Raw genomic sequence first — 23,047 nt, forward strand, 5'->3', positions numbered from 1 at the left:
GTCCGGTGATCGGGACGCGATGTGGCGTAGGACACACCGGGTCGGCACTCTCTGGCTGTCTCACAACTCGTTCTCAGGAAGGTCATCCTCATGCAGGCAGCTCCGTCACACACGCCGGATTCCGCGCGACCACCGACCGTCTCACCTCAGCCGTCGCGTAGCACCCAGGCGCGCACAGTGGCCAAGGGGGTCGGTATCGCAGCGGGTTTCGCCGCATCGGCGTGGCTGATGACGTCTGTGGCCACCGGGGTGGCGTCCGCCGACGATGGTGAGTCCTCGTCTTCGGCCGGCCGATCGACGACCGCGCAGAGTGCATCCGGTGCTACAGCGCGATCGGCTGGCGACACGAAAGGCCCGTCCCGCGTGGCTAAAGCACGGGAAGCCCGTCAGCAGAGCAAGAGTGACGTCGTCCGCGCGAAGGGGTCGTTCAACGACAGGCGTGCAGAGCGATCCGCCCGCATGGCAGCTACCTCCGAGGCTGTGTCCGGGGAGAAGGCGGTCGACACTCCGCCGGTGCAACGTCCCAAGCCCCTGGCGGCTGTGGCGACCTTCCTCCAGCGCAACGTCTTCAACGCCGCACCGGTCGTCACCGACGTCCAGATCAACCGGCAGGGCGCCAACGGCATCATCACTGGCGACCTCGACGCCCGCGATCCCGACGAGCTCGGAACGCGTGTACAGATTCGGTCGACGGTACGCGCCGGCTCACCGTCACCGGCAATCTGCGGATGTGAGGAAGTACCGGGACTGATTGCCCTCGCATATACCAACCCGGCGGTCATCGGCGGCGAGGCAGGAGACAACTGGAACGCGCCCGCCGCGGTCGACAACACGACGGTCTACCTGAACCCGGACTACTCCGTGGCGTACTACGCCGGCAAGGAAACCGGCACCGTCACCATCGACGGCCTCGGCACCGGTGGCGTGGTGCTGGACTTCGTCGGCAATCTGCTCGCCGGTGGAACCGCCGAGAAATCGGTGGCGACGCTCAATGGCGATCTCGGGAAAGGTGATCTGAAGGGCGTGGAGGGGACGGTGATCAGTCAGAGCGCGCTCAACGCAGACGGCACCGCACTCGGAGTGCTCACCGGTGAGGTCGTGCGCCCCGAGGTCCGTTACGTCGTGGTGCGCAAGCCGGTCAACGGTACGGTCACCATCGACGAGATCACCGGCACCTTTTCCTATCAGGCCGACCCCGCGTACCTCGCCGCGGGCGGGGGCGCCGACTCATTCGAGGTGCTCGTCACCGACAACCGGTTCAGCCTCGCCAAGCTGTTCAAGCGGTACAACGGGGATCCGGTGCAGACTGTCATGCTCACCGTCGTCTGAAATTCGAGTGGATCGGGGGGCGCTGGGTCATCTGGACCGAGCGCCCCTCGTCGGTGAATCACGTTCCGCTGGTGATGATTTCCCACAGCCCTGAGCGTCCGCTCGCGCTGGCCTGCGCGGCGACCTGCAGATCCCAGAATCGTGCGGAACCGAACTCGGAGCGCCACGCCAGTGCACTGCGCGTGTATTCGTGTAGGCAATGCTCGAAGGTGGTTCCCATGGCGCCGTGCACCTGATGGGCGTTGCGTGTCACCACCAGTGCTGCCTGTCCTGCGCACGACCTTGCGACCGCGATCTGGAAGTCGAGACATGCTGCGGCCCAGTTGCTGTCGATTGCCGTCTGCAGAGCTGCTTGGCTGGCGGTGCGGGCGAGCGCGGCCTCGGCAGCGGCGTCGGCGATGAGATTCTGGATGGCCTGGAACTTCGCGATCGGTCGGCCGAACTGAACGCGCGATGCCGCGTGCTCGATGGACAGAGCCACGGCATGATCCAGTGCCGCGCACACCTGCAGCGCCCGTAGCATCGCAGCTCTGCGGGCGACGACGGCAACCACTTCGGGCGGCACAGCGACGCCTCGCAGCGTCGAGACGTCGACCGTCACGCGATCACGGGGCTCGCCGATCATGTTGGCGACACGAGTGATCTGCACGTCCGCGGTGTCGACCTGGGCCAGCCGATGACCGTCGTCTCCGTGCCACAGGACGGCCAGGCGGTCAACCTCTGCCGCCCACGGTGCCAGGCCGGTCGATGCCCCGGGCGCGAGCTGGCAGAGCGTGTGAAGCGTTGGCTCAGCGGGCCCGGACACCTCGTCGATCAACCAGCACGCCAGAAGATCGTGTTCAGCCAGCGGCAGGTGAACGCCATGGCGGACGGCCGCGGTGATCAGCTCCGCCGCCTCCGCCCAGCCAGCGCCACTCCCGCCGTCGCGTTCGGCGCCTGTCAGGCGTACCAAACCCAGCGAATCGAGCTGCTGCCAGAGGTTGCGGTCGCAACGTCTGCGTTCGCCGGCGCCGATGGGTGCAGCCGTGGCGCGATGGTCGGCGAGGACACCGTCGATCATCGCGGCGAGTTCGGGATCGACCATCGACGGAACCTGTTGTGGTGCAGTTGTCGTCATCGCAACCCCAATCCACGCGCGATCACGCCGCGCATCACCTCGTTGGTCCCGCCACGCAGAGTGAAGCCTGGCCGTTGGTCGGCGGCGTTGACGACCAACGCTTCCCACGGCCGGTCGGACGGCGCCTCATCTTCGGCTCCGTAGGCCGCGTAGTCAGCGATATCGCCCTCGGTGGTGGTACCGAGAACCTTGACGACCGCAGCCGGGACGTCGGCGTTCTCGCCCCGTTGCAACGCATCGGCGACTGTGGTCGACATGTGATGCAGTGCGCTGACGCGCGCTACCAGCTGTCCCCACGCGGCGTCGGTACCCACCGGCGCCACGGCGGGGGAGTCGATGGCTGCGGCGAGTAGGGGGAAGGTGGACAGGAACCGTTCCGGCCCGCTGCGCTCGAAGCTGAGTTCCGATGTCACCTGTTCCCAGCCGCTGCCGATCTCACCGAACACCCGGGTCTGGGGGACGAAGACCTCGTCGAGAATCACCTCGTTGAAGTGGTGGTTGCCGTTCATCGACACGATCGGACGCACCTCGACCCCGGGACTGCGGAGGTCGACGATGAACTGGCTGAGGCCGGCGTGGCGGTGCGCCGGATCCACCGGCGCCGTGCGGGCGAGCACGATGAACGCGTGCGCGTGATGCGCTCCGGAGGTCCACACCTTGGTGCCGGTGAGCGACCAGCCGCCGTCGACCGGCACGGCACGGGTGCGCACGCTGGCCAGGTCCGACCCCGAGTCGGGTTCGCTCATCCCGATGGCGAAGAAACACTCTCCGGCCACGATCTTCGGCAGGAAGTGTGACTTCTGTTCCTCTGTGCCGTATTTGAGCAGTGACGGGACGATTTGTCGGTCAGCGATCCAGTGCGCGGCCACCGGTGCGCCGGCGGCGAGCAGCTCCTCGGTGACGACGAAGCGCTCACCGAAGGTGCGGCCATGCCCGCCGTAGCACTGGGGCACCGTCATTCCCAGCCACCCGCGTCGCGCCAGGGCCGTGGTGAAGGCTTCATCCCACCCGCACAACCACGAATCGACCGACGGGGTGAACGCGCCGGCGGCGAGTTGCTCGGCCACGAAGGCGCGGACTTCGCCACGCAGCCTTGACGACGTCATGAGGTTCTCCACTTCGCGATGCGCTGGTCGTGTTCGGCGTCGTGATGAGCCAACGGCTGCATCGCTGCGGCCATCGCCAGGGTGGATTCCAGCGATCCGCTCACCGATTCCTGCAACAACCGTTTGGCCATTCGCAGGGCGTGCGGCGGGTTGACGGTGATTCGATCAGCCAAAGCCTTTGCTGCAGTGAGTAGTTCCTCGTGTGGGACGACGCGGCTGACCAACCCCCACTCCAGGGCGGTGTCGGCGTCGATGCGTTCGCCGGTGAAGGTCAGTTCCGCGGCGCGGGCGTACCCGATGGCCCGGGGCAGGAACCAGGTGCCGCCGTCACCGGGGATCAGGCCCAGAGTGACGAAGCTCTCGGCGAACGATGCGCGCTGCGAGGCGATCCGGATGTCACACATCATGGCCAGATCGCAGCCCGCGCCGATGGCCGCCCCGTTGACCGCGGCGATCAGCGGCACCTCGAGGCGGGCGAGGGCTCGTGGGATGCGTTGGATGCCGTCGATGTAGGCGCGGCGCTGGTCGATCGGGGTGAGGCCGAACATGCCGTGACGGTCCGCCATCTCCTTGACGTTGCCGCCGGCGGAGAAGATCTTGCCCGCGCCGGTGAGGATGATCGCACGAATGGCGTTGTCACGGTTGACCTCGTCGACGAGTGTCTCGAACGCGGAGATGACGTCGGTCCCGGTGATGGCGTTGCCGACCTCCGGAACATCGATGGTCCACACCTGTACCGGCCCGTCGGTCTCGACGCGGAGCGGGGTGCTCATCGGTGCCCGTTCAGTTGGAGGGATTTGGTCTGCAGGTATTCCTCGAATCCGAATCGACCCAGTTCGCGGCCGATTCCGGATTTCTTGTATCCGCCGAAGGGGGCGAGCGGGTTGTAGGCGCCGCCGTTGATGTCGAGCTGACCGGTCTGCACACCTCGGGCGAACGCGATCGCGGTGTCGTCATCAGCGGCCCACACCGCTCCCGACAAACCGTAGGGGGTCGCATTGGCGATGCGCAGGGCGTCGTCGTGGTCGGTGTAGGGGATGACCGCCAGCACCGGACCGAAGACCTCTTCCTGGCCGAGTTCCGACTCGGGATCGACGTCGGCGAACACGGTGGGGGCAAGGAAGAACCCGACGTCGCGTACCGGTTCGGCACCACCGGCGAGCAGGCGTGCACCGTCGTGTTGCGCCCGCTCGATGTATCCGCGGACCGTCTCGAACTGTGAGCGTGAGGCCGACGGCCCGATGCGTGTGGCCGGGTCCCACGGATCGCCGACGGTGTAGCGGCCGACGGCACTTTCCACGAGGTCCAGCGCCTCGGTGTAGCGGGACTGTGGGACCACCATCCGCGTCCAGGCCATACAGGTTTGTCCGCCGTTGAGGAACGCGTTGCCGACCCCCACCTTGACCGCGGTCGCCAGGTCGGCCCCGTCGAGGATGACGTTGGCGGACTTGCCGCCCAGTTCCAACGCGACCTTGGTGACCGATCGGCCGGCCAGTTCGCCGACGCGGGCGCCCACCTCGGTGCTGCCGGTGAACGAGACGAAGTCGACGTCGGGGTGAGTGGCCAGCCGCTCGCCGATCACCCGGCCGGGGCCGGAGACGACGTTGAGCACCCCCGGGGGCAATCCCGCGTCCTGGCAGGCCTCGACGAATTCGAACACGGACAGCGGAGCGTCGTTACTGGGCTTGAGCACCACGGTGCACCCGGCTGCGATCGCCGGAACCACCTTGGCCACAACCTGATACAGCGGATAGTTCCACGGCGTGATCGCCGCGACGACGCCGTAGGGTTCGCGCAGCACCAGCGAGTTGCCTATGCGTTCCTGGAAGTCGAAGGTGTCGACGACTTCGGCGATGCCCTTGGCCACCGCCAGCGGGACCTGAGTCTGTACGGTCTGCGCGATGCGGACCGGGGCGCCCATCTCGGCGGTGATCAGCTCGGCGATGTCGGGCAGGCGCTTCTCGAGGGCGTCGATCACCCGGTGTAGACGCTCGCGGCGTTCGGCGACACCGATGGTCGGGTCGAAGGCCCGCCGGGCCGCCGCGACCGCGGCGTCCACGTCGGCGGAGCTGCCGGCAGGCACGTGGCCAATCACCTTCTCGGTGGCCGGATCGACGACGTCGATGAGACCGTTGCCGGCCGGTGTGACCCATTGGCCGTCGATGAACAGCGAGGGGCGCTCGTAGGTGGGCATGGTCATCCTTCTGCGGGGTGGGGAACGATGCTGGCGCGCACGTCGCGCTTGCCGTCGGCGGCAGCGAACGCGTCATTGATGTCTGCGAGCGGATAGCACGCCGCGGCAAGTTGCTGGAGCGGGAGCTGATGCTGATGACGTTCGAGGAACGTCAGGGCCCGCGACAGGACCGCCGGGTCGTAGAGCGACACCCCGACCATCGTCTTGTTGGAGAACACGAACCGCGATGGATCGAAGGCGAAGGTCTGCCCGACACTGATGTTGCCGATCTCGACATAGCGGCCGAACTGTCCGAGCATCTGCAGGCCTTCGTCGATGGCGGCTGGGTGTCCGACGACTTCGACGACCACGTCGGCGCCGTGCCCGCCGGTGAGCTTGCGGACCGCCTTGGCGCGATCCCGGGGCGTGGCGACCTCGTTGAGGTCGATCACCGTGTCCGCGCCGAACGCGGAGGTCAGTTCCAGCCGTTCGGGCACGGCGTCGATGGCGATCACCTGTGCGGCGCCGCGGGCCTTGGCCACGGCGATGGCGTAGAGCCCGAGAGCCCCCGCGCCTTGCACGACGACATGCTCACCGAGCGCCATGTCGACACGTTCGAGGCCGTACATGACCTGCGACAGAGCGCAATTGGCGCCGGCGGCGATGTCGTCGCCGACGCTGTCGGGCACGGTGTAGACCACCGCGCCCGCGGGCAGCAGGTAGTAGTCAGCGTAGCCGCCGACGAAGTACGGCGGCTCGTCGGCGCGGCCGAGCATCGCCATCGAGAGGTTCAAGCAGCCGTTGCGCCGGCCGGCCAGGCAATTACGGCACGTGTGGCAGCTGTAGAAGTACGGGAACACCACCCGTGTGCCGGCGGTCAGCGGCGCGCCGTTGGAGTCGGAAGCCACGCCGTCGCCGAGCGCTTCAATCGCGCCGACCATCTCGTGACCGAGCACCGTGGGCAGCTGGCCGCCCAGTCCTCGGGTGGCGAAGGTGCCGTGCCAGGCGTGTACGTCGGACCCGCAGATGTTGGCGCGCAACACGCGGACAAGGATCTCTCCGGCGCCGACCTCGGGCAGCGTGACGGTCTCGATGGTGAAGGGTGAGCCGGGTTCGTCAAAACGGGCGATGCGGCCGGTGTGCACGCTGTGGTGGCCTTTCAGTTGGTGGCGGGATGGAGTGTGAACCGTTGCCGCAGATCGCGTTTGAGCAGCTTTCCGCTGGGGTTCTTCGGTAGGGCGTCGACGAAGAAGATCCGCTTGGGCGTCTTGAACCCGGCCAGGTGCTCGCGGCAATGCGTCACCACGTCGTCTTCGGTCAACTCGCAGTCCGCACGCGCGACCACGGCGGCGACAACCGCCTCCACCCACAGTGGGTGTGGCAACGCGAAGACGGCCGCCTCCTGAATGCCGCGGTGGCGGTAGAGCACTTCCTCGACCTCGCGGCTGGCGACGTTCTCCCCGCCCGTCTTGATCATGTCTTTCTTGCGGTCCACCACGTGTAGCAGGCCGTGTGCGTCGTAGAAGCCCAGATCTCCGGAGTGGAACCAGCCCCCGGAGAAGGCTTCGGCGGTCTTTCCCGCGTCGTCGAGGTAACCCAGCATCAAATGCGGACTGCGGTGGGCGATCTCACCGACCGTACCGACGGCGACCGGTTCATCGGACTCGTCGAGGATGACAGTTTCGACGTTGACCACCGGGCGCCCCGCCGCCCCGGCGTGCGCGTCCTGCTCGTCGGGACCCAGCGCAGACGCCAAGGGCGCCATCTCGGTCTGACCGTAGAAGTTCCACAACCGCAGTTGCGGGAGTCGATCGCGCATCTCCAGGAGGATCTCGGTGGGCATCGGCGATGCGCCGTAGTAACCCTTGCGCAGGCTCGACAGATCCACGTCGTCGAAGATCGGGCTGCGCAACAAGCTGATCCACACCGTGGGTGGCGCGAAATAGTTGGTGACGCCGTAGCGCTCGATGCTGCGCAGCACCAGTTCGGGGTCGGGGCGCGGGAGGATGATGCTCGTCGCCCCGAGGTAGAGATCGGTGGCCAAGAAGTTGTCGAGCTGAGCGCAGTGGTAGAGCGGCAGTGAGTGAACTTCGACGTCGTCGCCGGACATCGATCCGGCCACGATCGTGCTGATGTACTGCCACATGAGGCTTCGGCTGCTGTGCATCACTCCCTTTGGGCGGGATTCGGTGCCGCTGGTGTACATGATCCGTAGCAACTGGTCGTCGTCGAGTCGGCAGGCCGGTGCGAGGCTGGTGGTGGTCAGCCAATCAGCGAGGTCCGCCCAATCCGTGGGACATGTTTGGCCCGGCGGGACGAGCGCAGCGTGGGTGGTCACCACGGTGCCGAGCTCCATGGCCTGCTCAGCGACCGGGACGAGATCGGCCTCCACGATGAATCCTCGTGCCTTGCTGTGCCCCAGGATGTAGCTGACTTCCGCAGCGGTGAGCATGAAGTTGATCGGTACCAGCACCACACCGGCTCGCGCGGTGGCGAATGTCAGCACCGCGTACTGCCAGCAATTGCGAGACAGCAATGCCAACCGATCGCCGGGCCCGAGTCCGTTGTCGCGCAACGCCGCTGCGGCCCGATCCACCCAGTGATCGAACTCGGCGAACGAGAGTACGACCTCACCGTCGATGATCGCGGTCTTGTCGGGCTGCTTGCGTGCCGAGCGGCGAGGGATGTCGGCGAGGCTGTGGCTGCGGGCCCTGGCGATGACGGCGGCGAGGTCGTCGTGGTGCATGTGCCGCAGCGTGGCATGAGACGGTGCGTCACGGTGGTTCGTCTCCCGCTCAGTAGACAGACCCCGACCACCGAGGCGTCACCGCTTCGATACTCGCCACCATGACCGCCACCACGGAATCGCCGTCGCCGGCCGACAGTGCAACGGATCCGGACGTTCTGCGCGCCCACTTGCTCGAGGCCGACCCCGGTGTGCTGGTGGCCGTGTTGGCGCAGATGACCGGTGACGTCACGGCGATCGACCGCTACGCAGCGAAGATCTCCTACGTACCCGATCCGCCCGAGCGGGCGGGGCGGACCGACGCGCACACCGCGCAGGCGCTGGCCGACGACATCATCGCCGCCTTGAGCGCCGAGCGGCCGGCCGACGCCCCGGCCCCGGACGACCGCGAGTTCTTCACCCGACTGTTGCCGGTGGCCCTGGGCAGCGAGGTCGACGACGAGCAGGTCGATCTGTTGCTCGAACAAGGGGGTTTCCGGCCCTCGACTCCCACCCTCCCGCGCACCGTTCCGATCCCGACGACCACCAGCGTCGCGATCGTCGGCGCCGGGTTGGCCGGTATCGCGGTCGCTCTGGCCGCCGCTGAGGAAGGCGTGAACTTCACCGTCTACGACCGCAACGACGAAGTGGGGGGCACCTGGCTGACCACTACCTACCCCGGTATCGGCGTGGACACCCCGTCGGCCTATTACTCGCTCTCGCGCGAGGTCAACCCCGAGTGGTCGAACTACTACCCGCAGGGCGCGGAGTATCAGCAATACCTGGTCGCGCTGGCCGACAAGCACCGCCTGCGCGACCAGATCCGGTTCGGCACCGAGGTGGAAGCCCTGCACTGGGATGAGCAGCAACAACATTGGGCGATCCACACCCGCCGCGCCGATGGCACGGAATCGGTGGATCACGCGCGGGTGGTGGTCACCGCAGCGGGCTACCTGAACCGCCCCCGGTATCCGGACATCGAGGGCCGAGACACGTTCGCCGGCATCAGCATTCACTCGGCCCGCTGGGACCCGGAACTCGACCTGACCGGCAAGAAGGTGGCCATCATCGGCGCGGGCTGTACTGCGGTGCAGATCGTCGATGCCTGCGTCGATCAGGTCGAGCATCTGACGGTGTTCCAGCGGCAGCCGCACTGGGTCGCGCCGCGCAAGCGACTGACCGATGCTGTTCCTGAACACCGCCGCCACCTCGGCCGGGTCCTCCCGTACTACGCCATGTGGCACCGGGTGAAGTCCTACTGGGGCACCGCCGACAACAACTACCCGATCATCCTGCAGGACCCGGAGTGGTCCAAGTCGCATCTGTCCATCAACCCGACGAACGATGTCCTGTTGCAGATGTGCCTCGAGTACATCGACCAGACCTTCGGCGCGGGAACGGAGTTGGCCCGCAGGGTGACCCCGGACTTCGCACCCTACGGTAAGCGCATCATCCGGGACCCGGGTGGCTACTACGCTGCGTTGAACCGCGACCACGTCGATGTGGAAGCGAGCGAACCCGCGCGGATCAACGCCGCGGGGATCGTCACCGCCGACGGCCGTCAGATCGACCTCGACGTGATCATCTACGCGACCGGCTATCACCTCGACTTCCTGTCCACGATGGACATCCGGGGTCGCGACGGCAAGACCTTGGCCGAGGAGTGGGGCGACAGTCCGCGCGCCTACCGTGGCGGGACCGTACCCGGGTTCCCGAACCTGTTCATCACCTCAGCGCCCAACTACAGTCCCGGGCACGGCGCCGGCGCCAACTTCTCGATGGAAGTGCTGGCGCACTACATCATCGAATGTCTGCAGCTGATGGCTCTGCGCGGAGCAGCCACGATGGAGGTCACCGAGCGCGCGTTCTCCGATTACGTGGCCGCCATCGACGCAGCGATGCAGAACACCGTGTGGTGTCACACGCCCAATGCGCACACCTACTATCGGTCCGAGTCCGGTCGAGTCGTCGTCGCCACCCCGTTCCGGTTGGTCGATCTCTGGCAGCAGCACCGCGCCCCCGTCGAATCGGACTTCGTTCTGCGATGACCGGATTACTCTCGGGCAAGACAGCTTTGGTGACCGGAAGCAGCCGGGGCATCGGGCGGGCCATCGCGCAGCGGCTGGCCGCCGAGGGTGCCACCGTCGCGGTCACGGCCCGCTCCTACCAGCCCTCACCGTCGGTGCGGGCCGGCACGAGCGAAGCGATCCCCGGCACCATCGGCGAGACCATCGCACTCATCGAGGCGGCAGGCGGATCGGCGTTCGGGGTGGCTGCCGACCTCGAGAACGACGCGGCCCGAGACGGGTTGGTCCAGTCGGTGGTGGAGCGCGCCGGCGGCATCGACATCTTGGTCAACAACGCGGGTTTCGCCGATTACTCTGTGGTGGAGAACATGCCGCGGGCCACCTTCGATCGCACTGTGGCCCACTACCTGACGACACCGTTCGCGTTGACTCAAGCCGGGATACCACACATGCGTCGGCGGGGTGCGGGGTGGATCGTCAACATCGGCTCGGTCACCGGCGTCGCGCCGCTGCGGCCCTACCGGGAGTACAACAAGACGGCGGGCGACGTCGTCTATGCGTCGTGCAAGGCGGCGTTGCATCGCTTCACCCAGGGCGTTGCCGCCGAGTTGCTCGACGACAACATCGCCGTCAACTGCGTGGGTCCCTCCACGGCGGTGCGCACTCCTGGCGCGGCATCGTTGATTCCGGACAGCTTTCCCACCGAACCGGTGGAGTACCTGGCCGAGACGGTGCTGGCCATGTGTCACCTTCCCGCTCAAACCCGCACCGGGCTAGTCGCTTTCAGCCTCCACTACCCGTGGGCGCAGAACCTGCCGGTGCACACCCTGGACGGGCGCACCGTGTTGCCGCCTCTCGAGCCCCCGGCGACCGCCAATCCGAACATCCTGCCCGCCGGCCTCTGACGACCTACAGCACAGGGGCGGCCGACTCGCAGAAGCTGTGACACACCCGATCTCGGACGATCACGTCGGTGGTCTCGGGATCGAACCACCGGTCGACGACGGCCCAGTGCACGGGGTGCATCAGATACGGGCCCATCAGTCCGTCGACATCGGTGAACTCCTGCTCGAACACGTGCGTCCACCCGGTGGTTCCGATTGCCTCGTCCACCCGACTGAGTTGCCAGGCGGCGATCGTCGGAACATAGGCCGCCATCATCGCCAGTTCGCGTTCGAAGTCAGCCACGGTCGCCGGATCGGCCTCGGGTGAGACGCGCAGCAGCAGGGCCCGATACACGGTGCCGGCTGAGCTGCGCATTGCGTTGCCGCGGTACGTGGCGCCGTTGACACGGGAGATGGCAGGGTCCGACAGTGCCGCATCGACTTCGCAATCGGCCGCGGCCTGCGAATCGTCAAATCTCAAGTGCAGCAGTATGTCTCCACCGTTGCGTGATCCCGGCAGGGTCGGGGCGACCACGCTTCGGACGGCCCCGCTGCGCGCCGCCGCGGCCGCGAGGTCGGCGAGTACTCGCTCGCGGTCCGGCTCGGCGACGTCGATCAACCGGGTCATCGCCACGGTCGACGGGGCGGCCACATCGGCAGGTGGGACCGCGGTGGCGGGTGGAGCCTCGACCTCGACGGCGGTGGTGGCGACGCTGCGGGTGCGGTCGACGACGAGATCGGCCACGCCGGACCACCACCCCGCAAGTGCCGGGTCCGGCCGGCCCTGCCAGGTCATCTGCCACCAGGCCTGGGGACTGGGCAGCGTCCAGGTGATGGTGACGACGTTGGTGCGGTCGGGAAACCAGATCGGTGGGCTCACGAGCACGTCACGCAGGTTCATTCCGCGCTCGCGCGCGCCGGGGGCATAACCGGTGAGGTAGGCGTCGATGAACTCGCGGGCGCGGCCGGGAGCAGTGGTCACCCGGTCGACGACGAAGACCTCACTCATGGCGCGAGGCTACGGTTGTCTCTCGTGCGGACGCGGCCGCGTTCCCGGCCACTGGGAGGCCCCGGTTGACCGTCCAGACCGCCGGGATGACGGTGTGTCCATGAGTGATCCGTTCAGTCCAGCTCGGCTGGGCCCAGTGGCATTGCGCAACCGGGTCATCAAAGCTGCCACGTCCGAGGGCCGTTCGCCCGACGGTGCGGTGACCGACGAACTGATCGACTTCCACCGCCGGTTCGCCGAAGGCGGGGTTGGGATGACGACGGTCGCGTACTGCTGTGTGTCGCCGCAGGCGGCCAGCGCTCCCGGTCAGATCGTGATGAGTGTCGCGGCCCTGCCGGGGCTGCGGCGCCTCACCGATGCGGTGCACGACGCCGGCGCGGCGATCTCGGCCCAACTCGGTCACGCCGGAGTCGTCGCCCCTCGGAAGCTGACCGGAGTCACCGCGGTCGCCCCCAGCAGATTCGTCAACCCCACGTCGATGGCGTATTGCCGCGCCATCACCGTCGATGAGATCCGCACTGTCATCGCACAATTCGGCACTGCTGCCCGAGTGGCCGTGGACGCGGGTTTCGATGCGGTTGAGTTGCACTTCGGGCATCTGTACCTGCCCAGCTCGTTCCTCAGCCCACTGATCAACCGACGCAAAGACGCCTACGGCGGGTCGATAGACAACCGCTCGCGGCTGGTGCGCGAGATCGCCGAGCACGTCCGCGAGGTCGTCGGTGATCAGATCGCGGTGATCGCCAAGCTGGACATGGACGACGGGGTGCCAGGCAGCATCTGGATCGACGAGGCGCTGCGAACCGCGCAGTTGCTCGATGCCGACGCCACTCTCGACGCTCTCGAATTGACCCAGGGGTCATCGGTCTACAAGCCGATGTACCTCTTCCGGGGTGACGCGCCGGTGCGGGAGTTCGCGCAGGTGATGCCGAGGGCGCTACGTCCGGCGCTGCAGCTCGTGGGAAAGCGTGCGATGGGCGACTATCCCTATCACGATCTCTACATGCTCGACGCGGCACGCCAGTTCGTGCCGCTGATGACCAACACGAAACTGATCCTGCTGGGGGGCATCACCGAGCGCGCCCACGTGATGACCGGTTCGGCCGAGGGCTTCGACTTTTTCGCGATGGGGCGGGCACTCCTGCGCGAACCTGATCGAGTGAAGACGATGATGGCCGAGCCGGCCTGGCGCAGCCTGTGCACCCACAACAACAAGTGCATGGTCACGGTGTTCGGGCGGACGCACTGCGTGCTCGCCCCGGACCAGCGCTACGGTCCGGTGGCGCACCGTGAGGGGGCGCCTGCGGCGCTACCGGTCGAGCACATGCCGTAACGCCTCGGCGGCCTGTCGGCGAGCATCGTGGGCGATGTCGAGCATCGGCATCGTCATGAAACCGTGTATGCCGCCGTCGAATTCGCATCGTGTGACCCGCACACCCGCCGAGGACATTGCATCGGCGTAGGTGCTGGCTTCATCGTGTAGGGGGTCATGGCCTGCGAGCACCATCACCGCCGGTGGCAGATCGCCGAGTTCGGCGCCCAGGGGGCTGGCGTACGGGTGGGTGCGGTCACCGACGGTGGGCACGTATTGATCCCAATACCACTGCAGGGCTGGGCGGGGGTTGTAGAAGCCTCGCCCGAACGCTCGGTAGGAGGGCGTCTCGAAATCCGCGGCGATCACCGGGTAGAGCAACAGCTGCGCCGCGAGGGCCGGGCCGTTCCGATCGCGCGCCATGAGGGCGGCCACCGCGGCCAGATTTCCTCCGGCGCTGTCACCGCCGACGGCCAGTCGTCCCGGATCCGCGCCGAGATCGGCGGCACGATCGCTCGCCCACTCGACGGCTGTGTAGAAATCTTCTGCGGCGGTCGGCCATCGGTGCTCGGGTGCCAACCGGTAGTTGACCGAAACAATGACTGCAGGAACGAGATTGGCGAGACTGCGGCACAGTCCGTCGTGACTGTCGATGTCGCAGAAGACGAATCCGCCACCGTGGGCGTACACGAGCAGCGGCAACGGTTCCGATCCTTCAGGACGGTAGACCCGGAGCGCCACGGAGCCCCCGTCGACGGCGATCTCGTGATCTTCGACGATCGCGACCGGTTCGGGTGCCGGGTTCGGCACGAACCGTGCGCGAATCGCGGCGCGCGCTTGTGCGCCCGTCATCTCGTGCACTGGCGGAAAGCCCGAATCGAGCGCCTCGATGATGTCGGCGACCTGCGGATCGAGCCTCACGCCGGCAACAGGGAAGCGTGACGCGCCTCGGTGGGCCGCGGCGCCATGCCGCCCCGTAGCGGCCGCAGCGGCTGCAGAGTGGGCGCGACACGCTCCGGCCCGTCTTCTGCGTTGCGCCAGATGCCCATCGCCGTCATCCGCACCGGTGCCGCCATGCGATGGTCGAAGGTCATCCGTGAGATCGGACCGCACACGGACACAGCTGCGACCGCCTGACCGGCAGGGCCGATCGGCGCGGCGACGCACCCGAAGCCGGCCAGCGACTCCTCGCGCTCCACGGCGATCCCATGGGCGCGCACACGGGCCAGTTCGGCATTCCACTGGGCGGCGTTGGCGATGGAGTAGCGGGTCTTGCGGGTCGACAGATCGACGAGGGCATTCTCGTTGTCGGCGAGGATCGCCTTTCCGACGGCCGTACAGTGCGCCGGTTGACGTCCCCCGACGCGCGTCGGGATGGCCGCTGCCATCTGGTCGCCGATCTTCTCCAGGTACACGACGTCAGAGCCGTCGAGCACGGCGAGGTGCACCACCAGCCCGGTGGCCCGATGCAGGTCGCGCAGCAATGGGATCGCGGCACGATGGATGCGGTCCTGGTGCAACGCCAGCGAGCCCAATTCGACCAGCCGCATGCCCAATTCATAGTCACGGCCGTCGCGACGCAGCCAGCGAAGTGCGACCAGGCGTTCGAGCATGCGGTGCGCGGAGGAACGGGGTAGGCCCGTGCGGCGCACGATCTGCGCCAGGGTCAGACGACCCGGTCCGTCGAAGGCGTCGAGAACCAGAGAGATCCGATCGATGACCGCGCTGGGTGTTTCGTTCGCCTTCTCAACAGCCTTTTCGACCGCAACCGTCACGATGCCCTCCTCCGTACTCGACACATGCCGTGCAGGCATATGCCTATTAGTAATATGCCTCTTTGTAGCACAGGGGTGTGGGCGCTGTCACATGAATCGCATGACGGCGTGTTGGTGGCGAATGTGTCTGATGCGGCCACAGCACATGGCGCGATACGCCGCGTGGTGCCGGAAAAAGGCCCGATGAGTCAGCCGCGCGCGGCGGCACGTCCGGCGCGGCGTCCGTAGAAGCTGCCGTCGCCCAGCGAGACGCCGCTAGCGTAACCCCAAGCCGCCAGTCCGGCGCTGCAGCGTCCAGCGGCGAACAGTCCGGGGATCGGATCTCCGCTGACGTGCAACACCTCGGCATCGAGGGTGGTGTGCAGTCCGCCGAGGGTGAATCCTCCCGTGGACTCGCGCAGGTCGATCGCGGCGATCGGCGATCCGAGGGGCCGCAGCCACTTCGGTTTCTTGTGAAGCAGCGGATCGCGCCCCTCGGCCGCGCCGTTGTTGTAGGCGGCAAGGGTGGATTGCAGTGCGCCAGGCGGTAACTCGATCTCAGCCTCGAGCTCGGCGACCGTTTCGCAGACCCAGGTCGGTGGGCGCATCATCAGCTGCGGCGAGGGGGAGGCCATCGCCTCGGCCTGCGCGGTCTCATCGAGGATGAGGTAGGCGGTGTTGTTCTGGTGGTAGAGCGTGAGCTGTCCGACCCGTCCGGGGTAGGTGTCTTCGGCGACGAAGCGCTGTCCGTGCTCGTTGACCAAGACACCGCGCACCAGTTGCTGCGGATCGATGAACAACGCCACCTCCGTGGCGTCCATGTGCGCGAGGTCCGCACCGAGTGCCTGGGCCATTCTGATCGCTCGTCCATCGTGCTGTTCGATGGAGGCGGCCGGTCGGCCGGAGATACGCGGCGCATACCGGGCCACCATGTCGTTGTTGTAGGCGAAGCTTCCGGTCGCCAGCACAACCCCGCGCCGGGCACGGATGTCGATCGTCGTGCCGTAGCGGCGGGCCCGGACACCGACCACACGGCCGTCGGATTCGACGATCAGCGCCTGCACCCGCACGTCGTACAGCGCCTGGGCGCCTGCGGTGATGGCGGTCTCGACGAGGCCTTTCATCAACATGAAGCCGGCGCTGGATTCTCCCTGCTTCTTGTTCTGCATCTGCGGCACGTGGCCGCGGGGCGCGGGTTCGGCGATGGTGTTGAACGGGTGGGAATTCTCTCCGCCGCTGTACATCAGCCCCTCATCGCCCATGGGCTCCCAGCCGGGTTGATCGAAGAACTCGGCTTTGAAGGGCACACCGCAGCCGGTCAACCATTCGAAGTGGGCGACACTGCCGGCGCAGTAGTCGGCGATCCGTTGCTCGTCGGCGCCGGGGCCCATGGCGGCACTGAGGTATGCGGCCATGTTGTCCACGGAATCAGTGAAACCGCAGCCGGTTTGGATCGGGGTGCCGCCGCCGAGGTAGATGAATCCGCCGGCCATCGCCGCAGCCCCACCCCAGGATCCGCTGCGCTCGAGCACCAGGACCTCGGCCCCCGCGCGGGCGGCCTCCACGGCAGCCGCCGCGCCCGCGACGCCGTATCCGGCGATCACGACGTCGGCGTGGTGGTCCCAGGAGGTGATCTCGGCGGCGGGGATCGGGAGGATGTCGGTCACGGCCGCACCGCTGCGGGCAGGTCGGACACCCACTGGTGACCCCAGTAGCTGTCGGCCGTGATCTCCTCGGCGGTGTAGTGCTCCTCGTAGACGCGCATGCCCTCGGTGCCGAACTCGATGTCCCAGTCTCCGGGAGCGCGTACGTAGAACGACACCATCTTGTCGTTGGTGTGGCGGCCGAGCGTCGAGGACAGCTGGAATCCTTCGGCGTTGACCCGGTCGAGTGCTTGACCGACCGCGTCGAGGGTGTCGACCTCGACCATCAGGTGGATCAGGCCGGGATCGCGCACCGTCTGCGCGGGGCAGATGGCCAGGCTGTGATGGCGCTGATTGACGCCCATGAATCGCACCCGGACCGGTCCGAACTCCGGGGGTACCGGAACGCGGAACGCGCCGCGGGACTTGAACCCCAGTACTCCCGTGTAGAACTCGAACACGCCGTTGACGTCGAGGGCGGGGAGCACGACATGGCCCAATCCCTGTCCACCGGTGACGAACCGCGCACCGAACGGCGTCACCACGGGGGAGTGGTCGAGCACTGCACCGTGGAAGACTTCCAGCGAGGTGCCCGCCGGGTCGTCGAACGCGATGACCTCCTCGACCCGTCGTGCGTCGGCATCCTCCAGCGACAGCTGCTTGTAGGGCACACCGGCGACATCCAGTGCCGCCTTGACCGCGTCGAGGTCGGCGTGATCGCGGACCTCCCATCCGACGGTGACGATTCTGTCGGCGTCGCCCGGCACGACGATGATGCGGGCGGCCCGCTCGTCCATCCGCAGGTACAGGGCGGTGTCGTCGGGACCGTGGCCGCGGGCGAAGCCGAGGACATCGAAAGCAAAGCGGCGCCACCGGTCGATGTCGGTAGCGGCCACGGTGACATAGCCGAGGCTCTTGATCAGTCCCATGCTGAGAAGTCCTTTCAGATCATCGCCCGCAGCGGACCCTGCGGGTCGACTCCGAGCGAACTCAGTGCCGAGGCGTGATAGACGGTTCCAGGCACGTGGATGGCATGCGCCTGACCGACGTGCACGTCGCGCCAGAATCGCTGCAACGGCTTGTCCATGCGGGCCGCGTTACCGCCGCAGCGCGCGAAGATCTCGTCGACGGCCGACACAGCGCGCCACACCGCGCGCACCTGGGTGCGCCGCCCCGCCGCGCGGTCCTCGAAGGACACCTCACGCCCGGCGTCGACCATGTCGTAGATGCGGTCGGCGTTGGCCAGCAGTTCCTGGCGGGCGGCATTGATGTCGGCGGCTGCTTCGCCGATCCCGTACATGACATAGGGGTCGTCCTTGATCGCAACACCGCTGGAGTTGACCCGCTGACGTTGGTAGTCCAGAGCGGCGGCCAGCGCACCCTCCGCGATGCCGATGGTCGCTGCGCTGATGCCCAGCGGGAACATCGTCGACCACGGCATCAGGTAGAGCGTGTCCGTCATGCCGGCCTCGCGTTGTGCGGAGCCGTCCATGACCTTCATCGCATCCATCGTCCGGTACGACGGCACGAAGGCGTCCTTGACGATGACGTCCTTGGAGCCGGTACCCGCGCAGTCCGACGACATCCCAGGAATCCTCGACGATCTCGTAATCCTTGCGGGGCAGGATCATGTGCAGCATCTGCGGCGGCATCAGCGGCTTGCCTTCCGCGTCACCGATCATCGCGCCCAGGAAGATCCAGTCGCAGTGATCGGTGCCGGAGCTGAACTGCCAGCGACCGTTGAAGAGGTAACCGCCGTCGACCGGCACGGCAACACCCTGCGGGGCGTAGGGGGACGCGACCCAGGTGTCGACGTCGTCGGCCCAGATCTCGGCGGCCACGCGCGGGTCGGCGTAGGCCAGCTGATAGGGATGCACGCCCACCACGCCGTTGATCCAGCCGGCCGCCGGGTCCAGCGCCGCCGTGGCCATGACCGTCTCCGCGAACTCGCGCGGATGGACCTGCAGACCGCCGTGTTCTTTGGGCTGCAGCAGGCGGATGTTGCCCGCCGACTTCATCATTTTGACCGTGTCGTCGGTGAGCTTGCCGATCTTCTCGGCCTCCGCGCCTTGGGTGCGTAAGTGCTCGGCGTGCTCCTGCACCCGGTCGATTACCCGCTCAGTCATCTCGTGGTCCTCTTCCTCGCTGGCCTGTGTGTCATGGTGTCCCGCCGCGGATGGGGCTGTGGTCGGTTTTCCCGTTCAGCGGAAGCCCGATGGTCGATGTCAGAATTCGATGTGCAGGTCGTCTGTGACCGGCCGGGCCTGGCAGCCGAGGATCAGCCCGTCTGCGATGTCGTCAGGTTCGAGGATGTCGCTGGTGGTCATGTCGACTTGACCGCGCACCAATGTCGCTGCGCAGGAACCACACTGACCCTCCCGGCAGGAATAGGGCACGTCCAGTCCGGCGGCGAGCATGGTCTCGACCAGAGTCGCGCGCCGCGGCCAGCGCAACTGGTGAGCGCTGCCGTCGAGGTCGACGCGGACGGTGGCGGCATCCGCATCGTCGGCGAGCGCCGCCGTGGTGTCCGCATCATCGGTGAACGGGTCGCCCGAGAGCGACTGGAAGACCTCGAGGTGAATCCGCTCGCGCGGGACCCCGGCCTCAGCAAGGGACTCCTTGACCACCGCCATGAACGGAGCCGGACCGCAGATGAACGATTCGACGGCGGGCGATGCGGTCAACACGGTGTGGGTGAAGCCCCTCATCTGGGCGCGGGTGGGTAGCCCCTGCAGAGACTCCAGCCAGTGCAGCACCGTCAAGCGGCCGGCATAGCGGGCGGCCAGATCACGCAACTCCGCGGCGAAGATCACCGAGGACTCGTCGCGGTTGGCGTAGCACAGCACCACCCGTCCTGTGCCGGCGAAGAGCACCGATTTCAGGATCGACATCACGGGAGTGATGCCGCTGCCGGCGGCCCACAGCAGGAAATCGGCGTCGAGGTCCTGCGGGGTGAACACTCCGGCCGGGGGGAGCACCTCGATCTGGTCGCCCGAAGAAATGTTGTCGCACAACCAATTCGATGCATACCCGGCGACTGTCCGTTTGACGGTCACCTTCGGTGCGGCATCGGTGTGCGGGGAACTGGCCAGCGAGTAGCACCGGGCCACCGACCCGGTCTGCTCGCTGGGCACTCGCAGGGTGAGGAATTGTCCGGGCCGGTAGGCGAACAGATCTTGCTGATCATCGGGGATCGCGAACACCAGCGACCGGGCGTCGGCACTCTCGTCGATGACCTCGGCGACCTGTACCACCACCCCGCGGCCCACGCCGACGACTTCGGTGCCGGTGTCGAGGTCGGTCATGGCCGCTGATTCTGGCGGCCATCGCCTGCGGCGCCAACCCGGTCGGTCCGATGGCCGGGAGATCCGGTCACGCCGCCCGGTGACCGGGAGGATCGGCGGGAACCCCATCCGAGAAGGCCTACCGTTCGGCGCGTGAGCAGTGGATCGATTCCTCGCGTGGATGTGGTCGTGGTGGGCGCCGGATTCGGTGGCCTCTACGCTGTGCACAAGTTTCGCGAGCAGGGCCTGTCCGTGCGTGTCTTCGAAGCGGCCCCGGACGTCGGCGGCACCTGGTACTACAACCGCTACCCGGGCGCGCGTTGCGACGTCGAAAGCGTCGATTACTGCTATTCGTTCTCCGATGACCTGCAACAGCGGTGGACGTGGTCGGAGAAGTACGCCACGCAACGCGAGATCTTGGCCTACATCAACTGGGTGGCCGACGAACTCGATCTGCGGCGCGAGATCACGTTCAACACTCGGATCACGGGCGCTGCACTCGACGAATCCGCGTTGAGATGGACGGTGACGACCGACTCCGGTGAGAGGATCGACGCCCGGTTCGTCGTGATGGCCACCGGACCGCTGTCGGCGGCGATGACGCCAGACATTCCCGGGCTGAACACCTTTGGCGGCGAGACCTATCACACGGCGCACTGGCCGCACGACGGCGTCGACTTCACGGGAAAGCGCGTCGCGGTCATCGGCACTGGATCTTCGGGTATCCAGTCCATTCCCATCATCGCCGAACAGGCCGAGCACCTCTACGTCTTCCAACGCACCCCCAATTACAGTGTGCCGGCCGGTAATCGCCCACTTGGCAGTGACGAGGTCGCCGACATCAAAGCGAACTACGCGCAGCGCCGCCACATGTCCTGGCGCAGCGGCGGCGGCTCACCGCATGTCGCTCATCCGAAGTTGACCATGGAGGCCACTCCCGACGAGCGCCGCGCTGCCTTCGAAAAGCGTTGGGAACTCGGCGGCGTGCTCTTCTCCAAGACCTTTAGTGATCAGATGATCGCGTCGGAGGCCAACGACGAAGCCCGCAAGTTCTACGAGGAGAAGATCCGCGCCGTCATCGACGACCCGGACGTCGCCGAACTGCTCATTCCCACCGACCATCCCATCGGTACGAAGCGGATCTGCACCGATACCAACTATTTCCAGACCTTCAATCGACCCAACGTCACCCTGGTCAGCGTCCGCGCGACGCCGATTCAGTCGATCGACCGCACCGGCATCAGCACGTCGGAGAAGCATTACGACATCGACGCACTGGTGCTGGCAACCGGTTTCGACGCGCTCACCGGAACGCTGGCGAAAATCGACATCGCCGGTCGCGGGGGACAGAAGTTGGCCGACGACTGGTCTGCCGGGCCCCGGACGTATCTGGGCTTGGGCACCGACGGATTCCCCAACCTGTTCCTGGTGTCCGGACCGGGCTCGCCCGCCGTGCTGGCGAACATGGTGTTGCATGCCGAGGCGCACGTGAACTGGATCGCCGAGGCCATCGCCTACCTCGACGACCGGGGGTACGCCGCGATCGAAGCCACCGCCGACGCCGTCGACAACTGGAACGTCGAATGTGCGCGGCGCGCAGAGGCGACACTGTTCACCCAGGCCAACTCCTGGTACATGGGCGCCAACGTGCCGGGCAAGCCACGGCAGTTCATGCTGTTCATCGGTGGGTTCGGCACATACCTCGACATCTGCCGCGAGGTCGCCGACGCCGGCTATAAGGGCTTCGAGCTGCTCACGGCCCGCTGAATATGGGTGTCTTCGCGGCGACGGGTGCTGCTTCCGGAATGGGCCGCGCCGCAGCGCAGAGACTTCGCACCGACGGGCACCGCGTGATCACGGTCGACTTGCGCGATGCCGACGTCATCGCGGATCTATCCACCCCGGACGGGCGTGCACACGCGGCGGCAGCGGTCCTGGCCGCGGCGGACGGACAGCTCGACGGCGCGGTCCTCGCGGCGGGGGTGGGGCCACGCCCCGGCAAGGGCAGTGCCGAAACGATCCTCTCGGTCAACTACTTCGGTGTGGTCGAGCTCGCGCAGGCCTGGCAGCCGCTTTTAGCGGCTGCGGGGGCCGCGAAGGTCGTTGTGGTGGGCAGTAATTCAGCAACGACCATGCCGATGGTGCCTCGTCGCGCCCAGCGCGCACTCCTGCGTGGCGACCTCCGCGCTGCGTCCCGCGCGGTCCGGGTGTTCGGCTCGACCGCACCGGCGATGGCATACGGCGCGTCGAAGATTGCCGTGGCACGCTGGGTCCGCCGCACGGCGGTGCAGCCGATGTGGGCGGGCGCCGGGATCCGGCTCAACGCGATCGCACCCGGCGCGGTCGATACGCCGCTGCTGGACGAACAACTGGCCACACCGCGCCAAGCCAAAGCGGTCAAGACGTTCCCGGTGCCCGTCGGCGGCTTCGGAGATCCCGACCACATCGCCGCCTGGATACACTTCATGCTCTCCGACGCCGCCGATTTCCTTTGTGGCAGTGTCATCTTCGTCGACGGCGGATCTGATGCGTACTTCCGCGCCGACCACTGGCCCCGCCGGGTTCCCACGGCGACGATCCCGCGGTATCTGTATCGGATGGCCGCCTTCTCGCGGGGTTCGCAAATGCACGGTTTCTGACGAGCCGTGTCGAATTCTGCGTCAGAAACCGTGCGTTCGGCGGGT

At 67.0% G+C, this 23,047-nt stretch carries 18 protein-coding genes and 1 pseudogene; 6 read left to right on the plus strand and 13 right to left on the minus strand.

Going from position 1 to position 23,047, the window contains the following annotated elements; genetic code table 11:
* Nucleotides 1-459 precede the first annotated feature (459 nt).
* A complete protein-coding gene (locus PGN37_RS10225) occupies nucleotides 460-1,329 on the plus strand; it encodes a hypothetical protein (RefSeq protein ID WP_335330915.1) in 870 nt (289 codons plus the stop codon).
* A 58-nt stretch (nucleotides 1,330-1,387) separates the two neighbouring features.
* Here the strand turns inward: PGN37_RS10225 and PGN37_RS10230 are convergent, their stop codons facing one another.
* The 6 genes from PGN37_RS10230 to PGN37_RS10255 are packed head-to-tail and all read right to left on the minus strand — an operon-like array spanning nucleotide 1,388 to nucleotide 8,471.
* On the minus strand, nucleotides 1,388-2,413 hold the full coding sequence (locus tag PGN37_RS10230) for an acyl-CoA dehydrogenase family protein (RefSeq protein WP_335330916.1): 1,026 nt from the start codon (nucleotides 2,411-2,413) through the stop codon (nucleotides 1,388-1,390).
* Between the two features lie 29 nt (nucleotides 2,414-2,442).
* Nucleotides 2,443-3,552, minus strand: a complete 1,110-nt coding sequence (locus PGN37_RS10235) for an acyl-CoA dehydrogenase family protein (protein WP_335330918.1) — start codon at nucleotides 3,550-3,552, stop codon at nucleotides 2,443-2,445.
* Nucleotides 3,549-4,325 carry a crotonase/enoyl-CoA hydratase family protein gene (locus PGN37_RS10240; RefSeq protein WP_335330919.1) on the minus strand — a complete coding sequence of 259 codons (777 nt, stop codon included), beginning with the start codon at nucleotides 4,323-4,325 and terminating at the stop codon, nucleotides 3,549-3,551. Before PGN37_RS10240 ends, PGN37_RS10235 begins: the two co-directional genes overlap by 4 nt.
* Nucleotides 4,322-5,746 carry an aldehyde dehydrogenase family protein gene (locus PGN37_RS10245; protein ID WP_335330920.1) on the minus strand — a complete coding sequence of 475 codons (1,425 nt, stop codon included), beginning with the start codon at nucleotides 5,744-5,746 and terminating at the stop codon, nucleotides 4,322-4,324. The genes PGN37_RS10240 and PGN37_RS10245 overlap by 4 nt, the downstream gene beginning before the upstream one ends.
* Before the next feature lie 2 nt (nucleotides 5,747-5,748).
* Nucleotides 5,749-6,870, minus strand: a complete 1,122-nt coding sequence (locus tag PGN37_RS10250; RefSeq protein ID WP_335330921.1) for a zinc-binding dehydrogenase — start codon at nucleotides 6,868-6,870, stop codon at nucleotides 5,749-5,751.
* Nucleotides 6,871-6,884: 14 nt separating this feature from the next.
* A complete protein-coding gene (locus PGN37_RS10255) occupies nucleotides 6,885-8,471 on the minus strand; it encodes an acyl-CoA synthetase (protein ID WP_335330922.1) in 1,587 nt (528 codons plus the stop codon).
* A gap of 101 nt (nucleotides 8,472-8,572) precedes the next feature.
* Between PGN37_RS10255 and PGN37_RS10260 the strand changes: the two genes are divergently transcribed.
* The gene (locus tag PGN37_RS10260) at nucleotides 8,573-10,498 is read left to right on the plus strand and encodes a flavin-containing monooxygenase (RefSeq protein ID WP_335330923.1); all 1,926 of its coding nucleotides are present in this window, start codon (nucleotides 8,573-8,575) and stop codon (nucleotides 10,496-10,498) included.
* Entirely contained in the window at nucleotides 10,495-11,382 is an 888-nt protein-coding gene (locus tag PGN37_RS10265; RefSeq protein WP_335330924.1) for an SDR family NAD(P)-dependent oxidoreductase, read from the plus strand. Before PGN37_RS10260 ends, PGN37_RS10265 begins: the two co-directional genes overlap by 4 nt.
* A gap of 4 nt (nucleotides 11,383-11,386) precedes the next feature.
* Here PGN37_RS10265 and PGN37_RS10270 read toward each other — a convergent pair whose 3' ends face one another.
* On the minus strand, nucleotides 11,387-11,989 hold the full coding sequence (locus PGN37_RS10270) for a Dabb family protein (RefSeq protein WP_335330976.1): 603 nt from the start codon (nucleotides 11,987-11,989) through the stop codon (nucleotides 11,387-11,389).
* Between the two features lie 481 nt (nucleotides 11,990-12,470).
* Between PGN37_RS10270 and PGN37_RS10275 the strand changes: the two genes are divergently transcribed.
* Nucleotides 12,471-13,703, plus strand: coding sequence for an NADH:flavin oxidoreductase (locus PGN37_RS10275; protein WP_335330925.1), 1,233 nt, complete (start codon nucleotides 12,471-12,473; stop codon nucleotides 13,701-13,703).
* On the opposite strand, the gene PGN37_RS10280 is transcribed toward PGN37_RS10275, so the two are convergent.
* The 6 genes and pseudogenes from PGN37_RS10280 to PGN37_RS10305 all read right to left on the minus strand — a co-directional run bounded on the left by PGN37_RS10280 (nucleotide 13,680) and on the right by PGN37_RS10305 (nucleotide 20,384).
* On the minus strand, nucleotides 13,680-14,603 hold the full coding sequence (locus PGN37_RS10280; protein WP_335330926.1) for an alpha/beta hydrolase: 924 nt from the start codon (nucleotides 14,601-14,603) through the stop codon (nucleotides 13,680-13,682). The genes PGN37_RS10275 and PGN37_RS10280 overlap by 24 nt on opposite strands.
* Nucleotides 14,600-15,496 carry an IclR family transcriptional regulator gene (locus tag PGN37_RS10285; protein WP_335330927.1) on the minus strand — a complete coding sequence of 299 codons (897 nt, stop codon included), beginning with the start codon at nucleotides 15,494-15,496 and terminating at the stop codon, nucleotides 14,600-14,602. The genes PGN37_RS10280 and PGN37_RS10285 overlap by 4 nt, the downstream gene beginning before the upstream one ends.
* Before the next feature lie 149 nt (nucleotides 15,497-15,645).
* Nucleotides 15,646-17,103: an FAD-dependent oxidoreductase gene (locus PGN37_RS10290; RefSeq protein WP_335330928.1), complete on the minus strand. Its 1,458-nt coding sequence runs from the start codon at nucleotides 17,101-17,103 to the stop codon at nucleotides 15,646-15,648.
* A complete protein-coding gene (bphC, locus tag PGN37_RS10295) occupies nucleotides 17,100-18,008 on the minus strand; it encodes a biphenyl-2,3-diol 1,2-dioxygenase (protein ID WP_335330929.1) in 909 nt (302 codons plus the stop codon). Before bphC ends, PGN37_RS10290 begins: the two co-directional genes overlap by 4 nt.
* A 14-nt stretch (nucleotides 18,009-18,022) precedes the next feature.
* Nucleotides 18,023-19,205: pseudogene (locus tag PGN37_RS10300) on the minus strand (acyl-CoA dehydrogenase family protein).
* 99 nt (nucleotides 19,206-19,304) lie between these two features.
* Nucleotides 19,305-20,384, minus strand: coding sequence for a ferredoxin--NADP reductase (locus tag PGN37_RS10305; protein ID WP_335330930.1), 1,080 nt, complete (start codon nucleotides 20,382-20,384; stop codon nucleotides 19,305-19,307).
* Between the two features lie 132 nt (nucleotides 20,385-20,516).
* Between PGN37_RS10305 and PGN37_RS10310 the strand changes: the two genes are divergently transcribed.
* On the plus strand, nucleotides 20,517-22,130 hold the full coding sequence (locus PGN37_RS10310) for a flavin-containing monooxygenase (protein WP_335330931.1): 1,614 nt from the start codon (nucleotides 20,517-20,519) through the stop codon (nucleotides 22,128-22,130).
* Between the two features lie 2 nt (nucleotides 22,131-22,132).
* Nucleotides 22,133-23,002 (plus strand): SDR family oxidoreductase, encoded by an 870-nt coding sequence (locus PGN37_RS10315; protein ID WP_335330932.1) that lies wholly within the window; start codon nucleotides 22,133-22,135, stop codon nucleotides 23,000-23,002.
* Nucleotides 23,003-23,047: the final 45 nt, after the last annotated feature.

The organism is Mycobacterium kyogaense, assembly GCF_036946525.1.
Taxonomy (GTDB): Bacteria; Actinomycetota; Actinomycetes; order Mycobacteriales; family Mycobacteriaceae; genus Mycobacterium; species Mycobacterium kyogaense_A.